12 protein-coding genes are annotated in these 15481 nt (G+C 61.2%); 10 read left to right on the top strand and 2 right to left on the bottom strand.

Going from position 1 to position 15481, the window contains the following annotated elements:
- Positions 1-248: 248 nt before the first annotated feature.
- From SINAC_RS00485 to SINAC_RS00450, 8 genes are all read left to right on the top strand, one after another.
- The gene (locus SINAC_RS00485) at positions 249-1397 is read left to right on the top strand and encodes a DUF1559 domain-containing protein (RefSeq protein ID WP_015243743.1); all 1149 of its coding nucleotides are present in this window, start codon (positions 249-251) and stop codon (positions 1395-1397) included.
- Positions 1398-1449: 52 nt separating this feature from the next.
- Positions 1450-1836, top strand: coding sequence for a hypothetical protein (locus tag SINAC_RS00480; RefSeq protein WP_015243742.1), 387 nt, complete (start codon positions 1450-1452; stop codon positions 1834-1836).
- Between the two features lie 294 nt (positions 1837-2130).
- Entirely contained in the window at positions 2131-3291 is a 1161-nt protein-coding gene (locus SINAC_RS00475) for an alpha/beta hydrolase (protein WP_015243741.1), read from the top strand.
- Positions 3292-3396: 105 nt separating this feature from the next.
- Positions 3397-4035 carry a hypothetical protein gene (locus SINAC_RS00470; protein ID WP_015243740.1) on the top strand — a complete coding sequence of 213 codons (639 nt, stop codon included), beginning with the start codon at positions 3397-3399 and terminating at the stop codon, positions 4033-4035.
- A gap of 50 nt (positions 4036-4085) precedes the next feature.
- Complete coding sequence (locus SINAC_RS00465; protein ID WP_015243739.1) at positions 4086-4436, top strand: STAS domain-containing protein; 351 nt, start codon at positions 4086-4088, stop codon at positions 4434-4436.
- A 989-nt stretch (positions 4437-5425) separates the two neighbouring features.
- Entirely contained in the window at positions 5426-6460 is a 1035-nt protein-coding gene (locus SINAC_RS00460; RefSeq protein ID WP_015243738.1) for a DUF1559 domain-containing protein, read from the top strand.
- Between the two features lie 398 nt (positions 6461-6858).
- Positions 6859-7452, top strand: a complete 594-nt coding sequence (locus tag SINAC_RS00455) for a carboxypeptidase-like regulatory domain-containing protein (protein ID WP_237722821.1) — start codon at positions 6859-6861, stop codon at positions 7450-7452.
- A 92-nt stretch (positions 7453-7544) separates the two neighbouring features.
- Positions 7545-8030: a carboxypeptidase-like regulatory domain-containing protein gene (locus tag SINAC_RS00450; RefSeq protein ID WP_015243736.1), complete on the top strand. Its 486-nt coding sequence runs from the start codon at positions 7545-7547 to the stop codon at positions 8028-8030.
- A 188-nt stretch (positions 8031-8218) separates the two neighbouring features.
- Here the strand turns inward: SINAC_RS00450 and SINAC_RS00445 are convergent, their stop codons facing one another.
- The gene (locus SINAC_RS00445; RefSeq protein WP_015243735.1) at positions 8219-10807 is read right to left on the bottom strand and encodes a M48 family metalloprotease; all 2589 of its coding nucleotides are present in this window, start codon (positions 10805-10807) and stop codon (positions 8219-8221) included.
- Positions 10808-11120: 313 nt separating this feature from the next.
- On the opposite strand from SINAC_RS00445, the gene SINAC_RS00440 reads away from it, so the two are divergent.
- Complete coding sequence (locus tag SINAC_RS00440; protein WP_015243734.1) at positions 11121-11810, top strand: type II toxin-antitoxin system PemK/MazF family toxin; 690 nt, start codon at positions 11121-11123, stop codon at positions 11808-11810.
- A 146-nt stretch (positions 11811-11956) separates the two neighbouring features.
- Here the strand turns inward: SINAC_RS00440 and SINAC_RS00435 are convergent, their stop codons facing one another.
- Positions 11957-13423, bottom strand: a complete 1467-nt coding sequence (locus SINAC_RS00435; RefSeq protein ID WP_015243733.1) for an MATE family efflux transporter — start codon at positions 13421-13423, stop codon at positions 11957-11959.
- 902 nt (positions 13424-14325) lie between these two features.
- On the opposite strand from SINAC_RS00435, the gene SINAC_RS00430 reads away from it, so the two are divergent.
- Positions 14326-15342: a DUF1559 domain-containing protein gene (locus SINAC_RS00430; RefSeq protein WP_015243731.1), complete on the top strand. Its 1017-nt coding sequence runs from the start codon at positions 14326-14328 to the stop codon at positions 15340-15342.
- Positions 15343-15481: the final 139 nt, after the last annotated feature.

The following is a 15481-nucleotide window of genomic DNA, read 5'->3' as shown; positions in this document are numbered from 1 at the left end:
TATGATTGACTTCATTTGCCCCGTCCATCTAAGCTAAGGAATCTCCCCCCTCGCGGTTAAAGATTCTTTGGATTTTCTCGTCGCCGACGGGCCGCTCTCGACGCCTATTTCCTTAAGTCGACCTGGACTCATTCGAGCCCAGGCTGCTGTGGTTCGCGTTGTGTCGGCGTCCAGATTGTATCGTTCTGTTTTTATTTCTGCAGATCAATTGTCCAAATCAGATCTCCAGATCTAAAGGGAGCCTGTGCATGCGCGGACGGAACGAAGCAAAGAACGGTACTGGCTTGTATTCTCAAGCCCGGGGCTTCACGTTGATCGAATTGCTGGTGGTCATCGCGATCATCGCGGTTCTGATCGCGCTTTTGCTGCCCGCCGTGCAGGCGGCGCGCGAGGCGGCTCGGCGAATGCAGTGCATCAACAATCTCAAGCAGCTTGGGATCGCGATGCACAACTACGAATCGACCACGACTTCATTCCCGTGGGGCCACGGCGGTTATAACAACAACGACTGGGGCGCCTTTCCCTTGCTCCTGGCGAACTTCGAACAATCTCCCGTTTATAACAGCATTAACTTCGCGGATACCGGCCACGCGGCCTCGAAGCCGAGCACCGAGAACGCGACGGTTCAGTATATGACGCTGAGCGTTTTGAACTGCCCGAGCGACCTTGATCGGCTGACCACGGGCTTCGGTACGGTCAACTATGCCGCGAGCTTCGGCGCGACGGCCGCCGGCTTCGGGCTCGCCTCGCCCGACGGCCTCTTCGGCCACGTCGGCTGGACCAACATCGGCCCCGGCTACGGGCCGGACGAGCCGATCGTCCGGGTGGCCGACGTCACCGACGGCCTGAGCAACACGTCGGCATTCAGCGAGCGGGTCAAGGGGATCGGCACCTCAAACAACTCGCAGCTCGACACCCTGATCCCGAGCGCCACCTCCACGATGGTTCAGACCTCGACCTACCCCGGCAACAACGCCGTCGACTCCAATAATAAGGCCCTGCTTGACCCTTCGTTGGTGAACGGCCCGGCCTTGTACCAGAACCTCTGCTACACGACCGGCAACCCGATCAAGATGCTCGCCGGTCAGCCTGCGGGCGGGCCAACGCCCCCCTGGGGGCCGGCGGGCCCGGTCGGGGGCTACTGGTGGCTCGCCATCATGCCTTATGGGACGACGTATAATCACGTCATGCCGCCGAATACCTGGTCATGCACAAACGGGACCGGCGGCCATCTCCTCAGCGGTGCCTGGACGGCTGGTAGTCGACACTCCGGCGGTGTGAACGTCTGCTTTGGCGACGGGCACGTCCAGTTCATCAAGCAGACGGTCAACATGCAAGTCTGGTGGGCGCTGGGGACCAAGGCCGGGGGCGAGGTGATCTCGTCCGACTCGTTCTGATCAGAACGGTGGTTGGTCGCCAAAGGCTGAGGTCTGCGAGGAGAGGCGAAAGATGAGGCGACGGAGATTTCTCGACGGTCTGGCTGTGGCTGCGGCCGCTGTGTTGATGACAACCCTCGCGGGCTGTGCCTCGGGGGAAGCTCCCGGTATGACCACTCTCGACGAGGCCCAGGTGAAAGGAACCGTGAAGGTCCGGGGGAAGCTGCTGGACGGTGGGACCCTCCACTTCAATCCGTCAAACGCCAAACGAGTCGTCGGGGCCCGTGACACCACGATTGCGAAGGACGGCTCCTTCATTGTCAAGACGCTCCTCGGCCAGAACGTCGTGACAGTGACGCCGAAGACGCGAAGCAAGGCGTTTTACGGCTTGGAATACGAGGAGAAAACCGTTGAGATCAAGCCGGGTGAAAACGCAATTGATATTGAGTTCATCCCCTGAGCTGAGTGGTTGACGACCCTCGGGGGGCCCTTTACCCAACGAAAAGAGGGCGAGCGGAGAGCATCAGCTTTCTGCTCGCCCTCTTTTCGTTTTTTCGCTCGCCTCTTGCGCGTATTGCTCGCCGTTTGCGGTGCTCGCTGCCCCCCTCGCCTTGTTGTTGTGATGGATCGGCATGGTACGCTTGTCATGGCGAGCAAGCGGCCTGTACGATGGGATGACAGGGACACGTCAGAAGTGCAAAGGAGCCCTCGGGCCTCGGTCCGGCGGGAACGAATGCTCAGGGGGAGAGGAACGATGCGAAGCCGTCGGGCGAGTGGGGCCGTGTCATGGTTGACAGCGATTGCGGTGACTCTGGCGACCTTGGGGGTCGCGACGGCCCAGCAGGTCGGAGCTCCCAAGGGCAAAGCGGCGGCCAAGGCCAAGAGCAAGCGGCGCGAGCCGGCCAAGCGGCTCGCGCCCAACGCCGCCGATCCGATCGAGCGCGGTGAGGCCGATGCCCTGGACAAGGCCGCCGCGGGAATGGTCCACTACCGCTTGAAAATCAAGGCAAGCGACGAGACTTCGCTGAACCTGGTCTACTACCCCGCCTTCCCCGCGCGGCTTGGCACCAACGCCCCCGTGATCATGATGGTCCATGAGAAGGAACGGTCGAGCCGAGACTTCGAGGAGCCGATCGCCGAGCTCAAGAAGCAGGGGTTCGCCGAGCATATGCAGAGCCTGGGGTACGCGGTGCTGGCCGTTGACCTTCGCGGGCACGGGGCCAACGTGCGCAAGGCGCTGGCGCCGCAAGACTGGAAGCTGATGGTGGGCGACCTCCAGGCCGCCTACCAGTTCCTGGTCGATCGCCACAACCGAGGGAAGCTGAACTTGGCCAAGCTCGGTGTGATGGGCGTGGGAGAGGGAGCGAACCTGGTCGCGGCCTGGGCGAACACACCGGGAGGGGGTGTCTCCGGCGAAGGCAGGACCAGCGACCTGGGTGCCATGGTTCTGGTCAGCCCCTTGGCCGACGGTTCCGGTTTCGTCCTCAGGCAGGTGATGAGCTCCCTGGCTCCCAGGATCCCACTCCTGCTCATGGCCGGCGAACGCGACCCTATCTCGGCTGACCCGGTCCGCGCGGCTCGACCGATCGTCGAGCGGCCGGCCGGGGGGATGAAGCAGAATCGGGTCGATTTCTTCGACTCCTCGCTCCACGGCTACAAGCTGCTCTGGCTCGAGCCCAAGGTCACCTCGGTGATCCCCAAGTTCTTCGAGGGAACGATCAAGCTCAAGGCTACCACACCCTGGGAACCGCGCTACAACCTGACCCCTGTCCAGTACGACGACATCCAACTCGTGCGCTCGACCAAAGACAAGGACGCCCCGGCGGAGAAAGCAAAAGAGCAAGAAAAAGCGAAGAACGCCGATCCCAAGCCGAAGGACGAGCCAGACGCCCCCGCCAAGAAAGAGGCGTCGTAGTCGAGCGGGATATCGGAGGCCCCAGGCCCAGCCTGCTCTCCAAGAGAAGAGACATGGTGGGCCGTTCTGTGTCGTGCCCCCCGACGAGTTTGGAGACGAATCGCCATGGAGTTGCTCTCGGACGACCCGACCTACCTGGCCGGGGGACTCGGAATCTTGGCGGTCATCTTTCTGGTTGCGCTCAGGGTGACCCAGCAGGGCAAGTTCCTGATCTGGGCGGGGGCCTCCTTGGCCCTGGCTGCGCTTCTGGTCCTGGTCGAGTATCTCTGGGTTACCGACACCGAGCGGATCGAGCAGGTTGTCTACGACTTGAGAGGGGCCGTTGCCGCCTCTGACGCCCCTGCGGTCTTCGCGCTCTTGACGCCCGACGTTCAGTTCGCTCAGCAAGGGCAGAGCCTCTCGGGGGATGAAACGCGCAGCCATATCAGCGCCCGTCTCGGCCAGACCGAGTTCGACTTCATCCGGATCATCAAGCTCGAGGCGAACGCAGGGCGCCAGTCGGGCCGCGGCAGCGCTCAGTTCCGAGTCCTGGCGGGTGGAAGCTACAAGGTCGGTGCAGTGGGGACGCTCAACTTCGGCACGATCAACCTTGACTTCTCGCTCGGCTTCCGTGAACTCAGCCCCAAGGTCTGGCGGGTCGAGCGGATCACCCTGACTCGCGCTCCCCGGGATATGCCCGATCCCGGCCGATCCGTCAACGAGTCGCCCCCGAGGCTTCCCAATCTCAAGCAGAGGCCATTCTGAATCGGACGGATCGAGCGCGAGTTCGCAGAGGAAGCGTTGTGGAGAAGAGCATGCCATTGAACATCCGAATGGAGGGTGATCTGGCGATCTTGAGTCACTTCGGATCGTTGCTGAACGACCCCAGGCATTTCGACGCCAGCCGCGACCTCAAAGAGTTGCTCGAGCACGGATATCGCAACGTCATCCTCGACCTGCGCGGGGTCCGGGAGATGGGGGCGACCAGCATGGGGTTGCTGACGACCCTGACGCGGCTGGTCCGGCAACAGGGCGGAGAGGTCGTCCTGGCGAACGCCAACCACGGCACCAAAGACTTCATCGAAATGATGCGGATGGACGCATATTGGGATCTCTTTGATAGCCTTGAGGAAGCCAAGTCGTTCTACCGACGCGTACCGAACTGACGTTTTCTTGTACCTTGGGGCATGGCGAACGTGGTGAGCCTGATGGGCTTTCTTGGATCACAGATGCCCTGGCCGTGCTTGAATGGATTGATTTGAAAGTGCTGAAGTGCGGGCGGGTCTCACGCGGTCTGTCCCAAGGGATGGGTGATCCCCTTCCCCGATCCGCTTGCGTTCAGGAACGGGCCCGGTAATGCCTGACGGAGAGCTCACCAAGCCGCGTGCAAGCCAACACGCATGCTTTGCCTCGCCGGCACGAGATGCCCAGGGCCTAGGCATCGTTGCCTGAATCCTCTCCGACCTTTCCCGATCGATCCGACAAATCTTCAACTCGCCCACGAACTCTCTAACCTGTTCTGGCTATCACGCTTAACGCTCTGGTTTGGGGATTGGGCCGCTCCCCTCGTCCGTGAGAACCGGGGGTGGCACGACTTTCGCATCCCACAATGGGGGGAACGTGCCCCCTCCGTTTCATGATCTGGATTGCGAAACCCTCACAATCTACGGCGATCATCTTGATCCCACGTCACGATTCGACCGCCTGGCCACGAGAGCCGCTGTTGGGACTGACCGAGGTGCCCCCCTCGTTTCAACACGATCCCCGCTCTTGATTTGGCTTGAAAACAAGATCGAGTGCGACCCAGGTTCTGCGAGCCATTCGTAGTTGTTGGTGTTGGAATGTTTTATCGATCGATTATGGGGTCAAGTCCACACATGAAATTTCCCCTATTTAGGATGTCTGTGGTGGCGTTGAGGAGACGAGTTGATCGAATTGAAAATCCCAATCAGTTCGTTTTTTTCGTATTGCAACCATCGAACTTTCGCTTAGACTCACTAACATCCTCTAAATATTCTTGAGAGCGTTCGCTCCCTCCGACGTGATGGTGTCTTGATGAGGGACCCCGTCCAATGGTCTCAAGGCGTTCACGTTGCGAGCCAACGATGAGTTCGCTGTTATCCATTACCCACTCCGTTTTCAGAGGGTCTCTTTCATGCGCTCACAACGAGGTTTTACCCTGATCGAATTGCTGGTCGTGATCGCGATCATCGCGGTCTTGATCGCCCTGCTGCTGCCGGCCGTCCAGGCCGCGCGGGAGGCGGCGCGCCGCTCGCAGTGCATCAACAACCTGAAGCAGATGGGCCTGGCGATGGCGAACTACGAGAGTGCCAACGGTGGCTTTCCCCCCGCCAAGATCTACGCCAGCACCTGCACCGTCACGAACGCCAACGGTGGGACGGGAATTGCGATCAGCACCACAGCCTTTTCCTTGGTCCTGAACTTCATGGAGCAGACGGCGCTCTATAACGCCTATAACTTCAGCCAGGCGTCGACCAATGGAAAAGTGTCTCCGCTCACCACCACCGCCGGATCGGCCTTCTCCAACACGACGGTGGTCGGCTCGATGGTGGCGTCGTTCGTGTGCCCCTCCGACGGCAATACGTCGGGGCCCGTCAGCGACACGGTCGCCACCTACTATTCACGGCAAAATGCAGCGCGGAGCAATTACCTCGTCAGTTCCGCCAACAATACCGACTACAACTGCCCCGGCACCGGCGCAGGCATGCCGAATGCGGCGTCGCGAGGGGCGTTCTTCAACGACCTGACGACGACCATCGCCAGCATGACCGACGGAACGAGCAATACGTTCCTGGTCGGCGAGTCGCTCAATGGCTTGGGGCACTACGCGGGGACACCGTCAACGACCGACCCCAACGGCTATGGCTATGGTCCGTACTGGGGTTCGGGCTGTCACACCTCCACCCACGGTCGGATCGACCCGCCGACGTCGACTGCGGTGCTCGCCTTCCTCCCGAACGGCAGGACGGGCACCATCTACCCGACCGTGCCGGCCGACCAGAAGCAACGCCCCTACGCTTGGGTCTTCAGCAGCTCGCACGCGGGAGGGGTGAACATGGGGTTGGCTGATGGCAGTGTCCGTTTTATCAAAAATTCGATCAATGCTTACACGTGGTGGGGCTTGGCCACCATCTCGGGCGGCGAGGTCATCAGCGCCGACTCGTTCTAAGTCCAAGGCTTTTGACTTTGAAATGAACAGCGATGGCTCGACACCGACGTGTGCGACCGCCCCTGAGCCGGTCGCACGCATCACGATCCATCCGTTCGTTCACGTTCCTCTTCCGGTTGACCTCGCTCTTTTTTTTGGGGCAATCGCACCAACGAGACTGATTCGCGGAATTGCATTTCCCCCTCCCCCCCTGGGACCGCGGGCGCCCCGCCCGCAATTCAATTCAAGAGCGGGCGGGGCGCCCGCGGTCCCAGGGGGGGAGGATGCAATCCAAATAAGGGCGGCTGTTCCACTGCGGCTTCTCGTCACGCCGCGACCTTGGTGGAAAGCCATCGCATTGCCCTTTAACCCAATCGATTTATCCTTCCTGAGTCTTTACCTCCATGATTTTGAACCGCTTGTCGCGACGACAAACGCTTTGGACGGTCGTTTTGGCCGTAGTTTCGGGCTGCGCGGGGTCCGATGTTGAAGAGACCGCCGACGGCCCCGACTTCTCAAACTTGGTGCCTGTGAGTGGAGTCGTCACTCTCAATGGCGAACCGCTGGCTGGGGCCGTTGTGACGTTCCTCCCCCCGCAGTGGTCACCCGGGGTTGGCGAGACCAATGCGAAGGGCGAATACAGTGTTTCGAGCTCAGGCCGACCAGGTATCTCGCCGGGCGAATACAAGGTGGCGATCAGCCTGCTCCTCTCGGCCGAGGGTGAACCGCAAGGCCTGGGCCCCCGATCCAGCCTGGCCCAGCCGCCGGGCATGCTGACATCGAAGGAAATGCTTCCGCGTGAATACGCCGACCTTGGCACTTCCAAGCTCACCGCCAAGATCAGTCCGAAAGGGGGCCATTTTGCCTTCGACGTCAAGGCCCCGGGGCTTGTTATCCCGGCTCCGCCCGCAAGCCCGGCCAAGGAGGCCGATGCCGAGGGAGATCCGCCCGCCAAGTCGGTGTCTCCCGGCGATCCGCCGGCCTCTGCTGCGAATAACGCCTCGGCATTTTGATTGCTCGGTCTTCCATTCTCCTCGCATTTCGAAGCAATTTTGCCTCAAGCCGTTTTCATTGATCGATCTACTTTTCTGCGGGAACCAGTTCGATGACAATGATGCGATGGGTCGCTTTCCTCACATTGCTGGGGATGATCGGCTGTGGTTCAGACCCGGACAGTGCGATCAAGCTCGTCCCCGTCAAGGGGACCGTCACGCTTGATGGCAAGCCCATGGCCAATGCCATGGTTTCCTTCATTCCCGAAGTGGGCAATGACCCCAGCACGGCTGGGGGTGATACGACCGGACCCGATGGAAACTACCTGGCCCAGTATCGAAATCGCACCGGCCTCGCCCCCGGGAAATACAAAGTGACCGTCGTCCCTGGCCTTCCTGAAGACTCTGCTGCGAGTATTCCCGAGGCGTTAAAAGGCGATCCGTTCATGGCCGCCGAAGGGGCAAGAGTCACCGCCGCGACCAAGCCTTCCGCCAAGAAAGTGGAGATCAAGGGCGAGTTCAGCGCCGAAGTGACCGGGGCCGACTCACCCTTGAACTTCGAGGTGATGACAGCCTCCGCGACGGGGAAGTCGAAGTAATCACGCAAGAATTTGCCAAGGTGAAAGACCCGATTGATTTCCATGTATCACGGGTCTTCTCACTTCGGGTGAAGGCCCGCGATGCTTCGGAACGGGCGCCTCACCGGGGCAGTAACTTATCGATTGGTTCAGGATATTCGTGGATTCAATTTCAAGGTGTTTTTGGGCGTCGTTGATCTCCACGCCCGTCAGGGTTCGTCCGCCTCGGTGAAGGCGATGGGTTCAAGCCCCAGCACACGTTCGACCTCCTCGGCGGTCACGGTCAGCCGGCCAAGGGCGCGGCGGTAGAGGCCCAGGAGACGGTCGACGGCTGCGTTGGCCGTCTCGAGTAACTCGCCGACGTCGTTCTTCTCGGGCAAGACGGGGGGAAGCGCGAAGCGAGCGAGGGTGATGTCTTCCTCCGCGTGCTCGAACGGGTAATAGATCGTGTCGCCGACCTTCCAGCGCAGCTCTTCGAGCTTGTTGCGGAGGTCGCTCGCGCCGTGGAGAATGGCCGTGATCAAGGGCTGGTTCTTCTCGTTCTTGCCTTCGTTGTATCGCGTGAGGAGGAGTTCGAGGACCTGCTTGGCCCGAATGGCCGGAAGGAGCTGGCTCACGACGTTGCTCCCCAGGTGCGAGGCACACGGATAGAGCGTCTGAGCTTCCTCACGGCGCTCGCGGCCTTCGGCCACCCGATCGGCGACGGTATCGACCTGGAGGATGGCCAGTGCCTGGGTCAATCGCTGTGCGGCCGAGGCCGCGTAGGGGGCGAACTCCGCCTCGAGAGCGTGGCTCTCCGCCAGCGCTTGGTCGCGCGCCGCCTCCGCCGCCTTGACCGTCGCTGTTCGCAGGCCCCAGGCCTCGGCGTCGAGCTTGATGTCGGACTTCAACAGCACGCTGGCGGCTTCGGCTTTGATGAGCCGCGCATGCACGTCGGAGTTCCTCTCGCTCGCGCTCAGGCACTCCTCACGCGCGGCCTGCTGGTCGTTGCGGGCCTTGACAAGCGCTTGTTTCGCCCCTTTTGCCTGAGTTGGGGCCTTAGGATAATCATAAGGCAATGCGAGCCGCTGAGTCAGCGGCATCGCCTTCAAGAAGAAACGCTCGGCTGCGACGTAGCCCTCCTGGGCGACCGCCTGGGTCTCTACCAACTCGGCCACGGGATAGAGCTGGTCTTTGCTGATGTCGCGTCCGAGCACCGACTTGTAATATTCAAATGTAACAGCGCGAGCGAGTGCGTCGAAGTTGCGGAACACGTCGGTCGCGGGTCCGTCGAGGTTGAAAATTCCCTCGCCAGGCTCCTCGAGCTTCGCGCGGGCGATCCGATCGCGGTCCGACGGGTGGGTGTCAAACAGGCCGGTCGTGGCCTGGCCCGAGGCTTGCCGGTAGGCGGCCAGCGTTTCTTTGGGGATCTGGGGGACGTTGGCCAGGATCAGTTTGGGGAAGTTGTCCGGCAGCCGGCGCTGTTGCCAACTGGACTGGAGGTCGGCCATGGCGAACTCCGACGCCAGTTGCAGTTCGCGCAACCGCCAGCAGGTTTGGGTAAACACTTTGGCGCCGACCATCCGCGCCTCGTAGCGATCGGCGTCGTACTCGCGCTGACGGAGGAAGACCATGTTGACGAGGTGTCCGACGCGTAGGAGGACCCAGAGCACGCGCCGGGTCAGCCAGACGGCGAGGCGGACGAGCGCTCCCAACATGATGAGGTAGCCGTTGCCGCTGGTCGACCAATCCTCGAGGGTTTGATCCCAGTCATCGCGTTCGTAGACAACGCGCGCGAACCAGATGTTGATGGACGAAATCACGTCCATCAACCTCGCCCCTGACCCTTGCGAGATATGTCCAAGCTCGTGGGCCATGACCCCGGCGAATTGTTTGAGGTTGAGTCCGGCGGCCATCCCGAGACCGATGACCAGAACGGGCTCGCGTGTGACGAATGAGAAGGCCCCTCCGGAGTAGCCTGCGGCCGCGTTGACCTTGCCATCAACCTCGATCCGCTCCGGCCGAGGAGCGCCGACGGATTCGCAAACACCGTCGATGAACGCGTACAGGAGCGGTTCAACCTGGGGGTCGAGCACCCGATTGTTCGTCTTCTTCGCCGACTTCGCGAACAGCGGCTTGAGCATGAACATGACGATCACTGCGCCACTGATCAGTGGGACGAGATAGATCAGCACGGCGATCTTCAACGCCCCGCTCCCCCGCGCGTTCTGGAAGATCGTGACGTCGTTCACCGCATGGTACACGAGGGCAGAGATTACGAGCCCGATCAACGCCACATAGATCAAGGGGAGCAGGACCATGAAGCCCGCGACGACCAAGAGCCAGAGCGAGTACAAGGGCGACGGCCGGAACGGTTCGATCTCGCCCTGGAAGGCCGCCAGGATCTCGGCTGGAGTGCGTGTGATTTCGGTCGGCGCGGCGGCTTGCCGGACCCCCTTCGCGCTCACGCCGACCCCCGGCAAGGCCCCGTCGCGCACCCGGACGGTTTTCGCCTTTTTCGCCGCGCCTCCTGCGAGCACGTAGCCCCCCGCAGCGTCTTCCTCGTACTCGACCTCGGCCGCTTTCTCGGGAGCAGACCCCCGCGATGTCAACTTTGCCTCCGCCCGGCGGGCCTCCTCGGGAGGCAAAGGGGCCAGGTCATCGTCGATCTGCGGACTCGCCGCCACCACCGCCGTCGTTGCGACCGCCGGAACCGTGAGCACGGCCTTGCAAGAAGGGCACCGCCCTCGCTTTCCGGCAAGTTCTTCGCGGACCCGAAACGTGGACTGGCACGACGGGCATTCGACAGAGATCGACATTGGGGGGGACTCTCCCGGTCGCAAGCTCTTTGCCACTCAAAAAAGCTCGCTATTGAAGCTACATCACCTGTCGCGTGCACTCAATCGTCTGCTTGCTGATTTCGTGATGGTGAGCGACCTTGACCGAGGAAGCGATCGGGTTGACCGGGCCGAGACCGACCTACCTGGTTGATCATGTTAGTCTGTAAGATGGGAGGGCCATCCGCCAATTGGGGAGAGGTATTGGGGCGCATCATTCGAGTTGGATGAGGTGCCGAGCAAGGCCCTCGGGTCACCGCTCGAAGCTGAGAGTTTTACCGAGGACACGAAACGAATGCGAATCCAACCGGGTGAAGTCTACCGAATTCAATGGCCCTACGATGTCGCTGTGGAGAAAGAACCGTACGCGATTGTCGTTTCCGAAGAGAGTTTTAACGACCAGTATGTCGTCGTTGTGCCGTTATTCACCGCGAACCTCACCGATTCCGCGGCTCGACTCATTCTGCCTGAGGAAGTCATCGGACGGCGAGCCGTGGCGCACACGGATAAGCTGACGCGACTCCCCGTCGCAAACATCAAAGCGCTTGAGAGTGGTCCTGTAGGCACCATCGAAGAAGAAGTCTTCTTCGACCTGAATTTGGCCGTCGGCAAGGCGGCGGGGGCCCACTTCTTCCCGGGGGAGTTTGAGGCCGGTTGGAAGCCGCCCGGCAGCAAACGGCCTGAGCGTGGCAGCATCTGGCAAGCGTTCTGGCACGACTCGAAACAGACCGCCCGGCCTGGCCTCGTAATGTCAGACTCGTCTGACACCAATGATCACGTGATCCTCATGCCGTTGACCAGTCAACCGCTCGAAAAGCAGCCGATTCTCCCGTCCCACGTCGACTTGGGCGCGTACGTGGCTCAGGCCGATCAGGTCGAGGTCGTTCGGACTCAACAGCTTCGTGAGTACGATGATCGAGTCGATCGCTCGAAGTTTGAAGCCGCCTGCCGGGCGATCGCCCATGTCATCGGGGCGGAACTCTGAGCCGAACCGTATCCTCAAGCAGATCGATCGCGACCGGCTGCATCGTCGTGTTGGAAGGGCGACCGTCAAGTACCGGGGGCTGGTTTTGACGATCGCCTCTCTTTGAATTGATGAATAAGTGCGTTTGATTGGTTTGGCTCTGCGCCTCACGGGCTTGCGAAGGCTGTCTCCTCAACCGCCGGCGCGGCCTCGATGACGCGCATACTCTTCCACTTGCCGGAGCGGAACCGGAGTGTGAAACAGAGCGCCATGGCTAGGATATACGCCGTTGCGAACATCCAGGCCCAGTTGAGGTTGCCCCCGGCCCGGACGAGCAGGTAGGTCGGGATCACCATGAGGGGCCAGGCCAGGGTGAAGGTTAAGATTGAGACGAAGCGGGTGTCGCCTGCGCCTCGGAGCGCGAAGGCGATGGTCAGGTTCACGGCGTCCGCCAGCGAGTAAACGGCCGCGCAGGCCAGCAGCGGAGGGACGAAGGCTGCGATCATCGCGAAGCTCTTGGGGTCGCGGTCCCCCTCGAACACCGAGACCAGGGTGCCCGGGATGAGCACGTACGCCGAGGCAACCAGGCACATGTAGCCGAACGCCCATTTCATTCCGGTATAAGTGGACCGTTCGGCCAGTTCCGGACGGTCGGCCCCCAGCCGCTGGCCGACGAGGATCGAGACCGCCTGGGCGATCCCTTGCATTGGCAGAAAGGCGACCATGTTCAGCCGGACGGTCAGGGCGGTGGCCCCGGCCTGGGCCTCTCCAAGTCGACCCACGAGCTGGACGAAGACGTGGAAGACCAGGACGTCGGAGAAGACCTGGGCACCGGCCGGGAGGCCGTACTTCAGCAAGCGGCCGAAGAGTTGGCGCTCGGGCCGCCAGCCGCGTCGGGTGTTGAACTCCTCAGCATATTTGCGACGGAGCAGGAGGCCGAGGGCCGTCAGGGCGGAGACCCAAGAGCCGGCCACGGTCGCCCACCCTGCGCCTGCGATGCCGAGTTCGGGGGCTCCGGCCCGGCCGAAAATCAGGAGCATGGCCAAAGCGATGTTGACCGCGGTCCCGGCCGCCTCGATCCCGAGCACGGTCCAGGTCCGGCCGCGGCCCGAGAAGAAGCCGTTGATCGCCGCCATGATCAGCATCGGTAAGGCGGCGAAGCAGAGGCAACGCAGGTAGATGGCTTCCAGGCCCTGGAGGGCAGGGGTGTGCCCGCCCATCGCGATCAGATAAGGCGCGGCCGGAACCATGATCAGAAACAGGAGCCCGGCCAAGATCGCAAAATGGACCCCTTGCCAGACGGCGGGTCCGACCCGCTTCGGTCGCCCGGCGCCCGTGTACTGGGCGACGAACGTCGAAACATAGCCGGCGGCCACCTGGAGGAGGCCGAACGGGAGCCAGAACCACATGACCGCCGGAAACGACGCGGCCATCTCCCGAGGGTCGTGCCAGGAGAGCAAGATCGCGTCGACGAAGACTTGCACCGTCATGAAACTCTGGCTGACGACCAGGGGCAGCGCCAGCGTGAGCAACTCCCGGCTTCCCCCGGCGGCTGACCGCTCGACTTCCGCGCCGAGCTCGCCGGAGGCGGGGGATTGATCGATTGCCTCGTCCCTGATCACTTGACTACCCATCCTGCAACCCTCAACAGCGATTCGATCGGGAGCGGACCCTCCGGCTCTTCGGAGTGGAGGCGATCCGCCCTCATTAGGTTCAGTCATCGGCCGATTTTTCATCGGCGTACCGGCAAATAGGGATATTCGTTGACGTTGTCGTTACCTGGACAAGATGGGGTGTTACGCAAGTAGGTAACGCGCCGTTGATCTTGCTCAGGTGGCCGAGCGCCGGCACGCGGCGGCTTGATGCCAGTCCCAAGCCTATCGGCCGCCTCGTGTGCCCATTTGCTCCGAGTCTCCGAGCCGGTCGCGAAGGAATGTCCTGTCGTCGCGGTCTTGGGGAGAAGACGGTAGAGCGAGCATGGCCGCAGCCCAGGAATCATGATAGCAAGATCCTGCTGCGAGGGCACGAGCAGGGGATGGCAAGAATTGGTTTCGGGCCGAGGAGAATCGTGTCACGGCCAGAATCCTAATCTTATAGTTGTAGGTCTTGTCGGTAATATACGGACGTCCTTCTTTCAAGATCATGTCAAACAGTAGGGCCAGCTCTCTTGACAGCATTGCGTGGGGGTGAATAGGATCGAGGTTCTCTTCTCCCTATCTTTGATGTTGTCCAGGATCTTTAGGGTCGCAGTTCCGTCTCGGATTGTCATTCGTGCTGTGCGTCGAGACGTTCGCTTGAGAGTTGTCTTTGTGCCGTGCGTTGAGGCCTTTGCTCATCCTACGATAAGGCCAAGGTCGGCCCGATCAAGAATGTCAGATATCACTTCACCATCGAGGTTTACGGCTGCGGAATCTCATTGCGGCTGGTGCGCGGGGTGGTCCGGAGCGATCGGGCTCGGTTCTCCCTCACTGCGCCGAATTCGGTAGGTAGGCAATCTTTAATCATTTCTTTTGTTCCTGAAAAGAGGAAGGTGGCCATGCGCATTTCTCGTCGTGCGTTCACTTTGATCGAACTGCTGGTGGTGATCGCGATCATTGCTGTCCTCATCGCTCTGCTCCTCCCCGCGGTGCAGGCCGCTCGCGAAGCGGCTCGCCGCTCGCAGTGTGTCAACAACCTGAAACAGCTCGGGTTGGCCGTAGCTAATTATGAGAGCAGCAATCAGTGTTTACCCCCCGCTCACGTCGGGTACGGTTGGAATGATTGGTCCGCTCCGTCGATGATGCTGTCGGCTCTGGAGCAGACGCCTCTCTTCAATGCGACCAATTTCACGACCGGTTTCGCGAGCCCGGCGACCCTGCAAAACACGACGGTCTTCAACACGAAGCTTAGCTTTCTGATCTGCCCCTCCGACATCGACAGATTGATCAACGCGGCCGGGCATAACAACTACTCGATGTGCGCAGGGTCGGAAGCGTATACGATGAAGTATGGCGATAATTTCCGCGGGGTCGGGATTGACCTTGGGCAACAAGGCGGAGCGGTTGGCAAGATCGCCTTGAAAGATATCCTGGATGGGACGAGCAATACGGTCTGCTTCAGCGAACGAGTCAAGGGGTACGATTCGGGGTTGGATGTGCTGAAACCCACTTCCAGCGTCTCCAACACGAACACTTGGTATCCAAATGCAAGTCCGATCGTGGATTACCTCTCCTGCCTCACGCTCGCCCCTACGGCAGCGAACCTGGCCAATATGCCCCTCTCGGGCACGCCCGCGGGCACGAGCAGTTCGATGGGGAGTTACTGGCACCTCGGCCTCGGTCGTTGTGGTGGGATCTACACCAACATCATGCCGCCGAACTCGTGGAGCTGCGTCACCAACAACCAGGACATGAACGGCGCCTTGTTGACGGCCAGCAGCCGGCACTCGGGTGGAGTCAACGCCTTGTTCTGCGACGGCTCCGTGAAGTTTGTGAAAAGCACCATCAACTACCTCGTCTGGATGGGTGTGGGGACCATCGCCAACAACGAAGTCATCTCGGCTGACCAGTATTGATTGATCGATGGCGGCCACGAACCGGGTTCGATTGGCCGTCGAATTTTCCGCAAGAGATCGGGGCGTCCGGCGCCGCCCGCCCCGATCTCTTCGCATGGCGAGGCGACCGACCGGACCGTTCGACTCGAGCCGGGACCCG

The organism is Singulisphaera acidiphila DSM 18658 (assembly GCF_000242455.2).
GTDB lineage: Bacteria > Planctomycetota > Planctomycetia > Isosphaerales > Isosphaeraceae > Singulisphaera > Singulisphaera acidiphila.
Note: the sequence above shows the minus strand (reverse complement) of the source record. Positions and strands in the feature narration are given on the sequence as shown.

Bases quoted from the DNA above. Each gene is read 5' to 3' on its own strand.
- SINAC_RS00485 (WP_015243743.1), top strand. From the start codon at position 249: ATGCGCGGACGGAACGAAGCAAAGAACGGTACTGGCTTGTATTCTCAA.
- SINAC_RS00480 (WP_015243742.1), top strand. From the start codon at position 1,450: ATGAGGCGACGGAGATTTCTCGACGGTCTGGCTGTGGCTGCGGCCGCT.
- SINAC_RS00475 (WP_015243741.1), top strand. From the start codon at position 2,131: ATGCGAAGCCGTCGGGCGAGTGGGGCCGTGTCATGGTTGACAGCGATT.
- SINAC_RS00470 (WP_015243740.1), top strand. From the start codon at position 3,397: ATGGAGTTGCTCTCGGACGACCCGACCTACCTGGCCGGGGGACTCGGA.
- SINAC_RS00465 (WP_015243739.1), top strand. From the start codon at position 4,086: ATGCCATTGAACATCCGAATGGAGGGTGATCTGGCGATCTTGAGTCAC.
- SINAC_RS00460 (WP_015243738.1), top strand. From the start codon at position 5,426: ATGCGCTCACAACGAGGTTTTACCCTGATCGAATTGCTGGTCGTGATC.
- SINAC_RS00450 (WP_015243736.1), top strand. From the start codon at position 7,545: ATGACAATGATGCGATGGGTCGCTTTCCTCACATTGCTGGGGATGATC.
- SINAC_RS00445 (WP_015243735.1), bottom strand. From the start codon at position 10,807: ATGTCGATCTCTGTCGAATGCCCGTCGTGCCAGTCCACGTTTCGGGTC.
- SINAC_RS00440 (WP_015243734.1), top strand. From the start codon at position 11,121: ATGCGAATCCAACCGGGTGAAGTCTACCGAATTCAATGGCCCTACGAT.
- SINAC_RS00435 (WP_015243733.1), bottom strand. From the start codon at position 13,423: ATGGGTAGTCAAGTGATCAGGGACGAGGCAATCGATCAATCCCCCGCC.
- SINAC_RS00430 (WP_015243731.1), top strand. From the start codon at position 14,326: ATGCGCATTTCTCGTCGTGCGTTCACTTTGATCGAACTGCTGGTGGTG.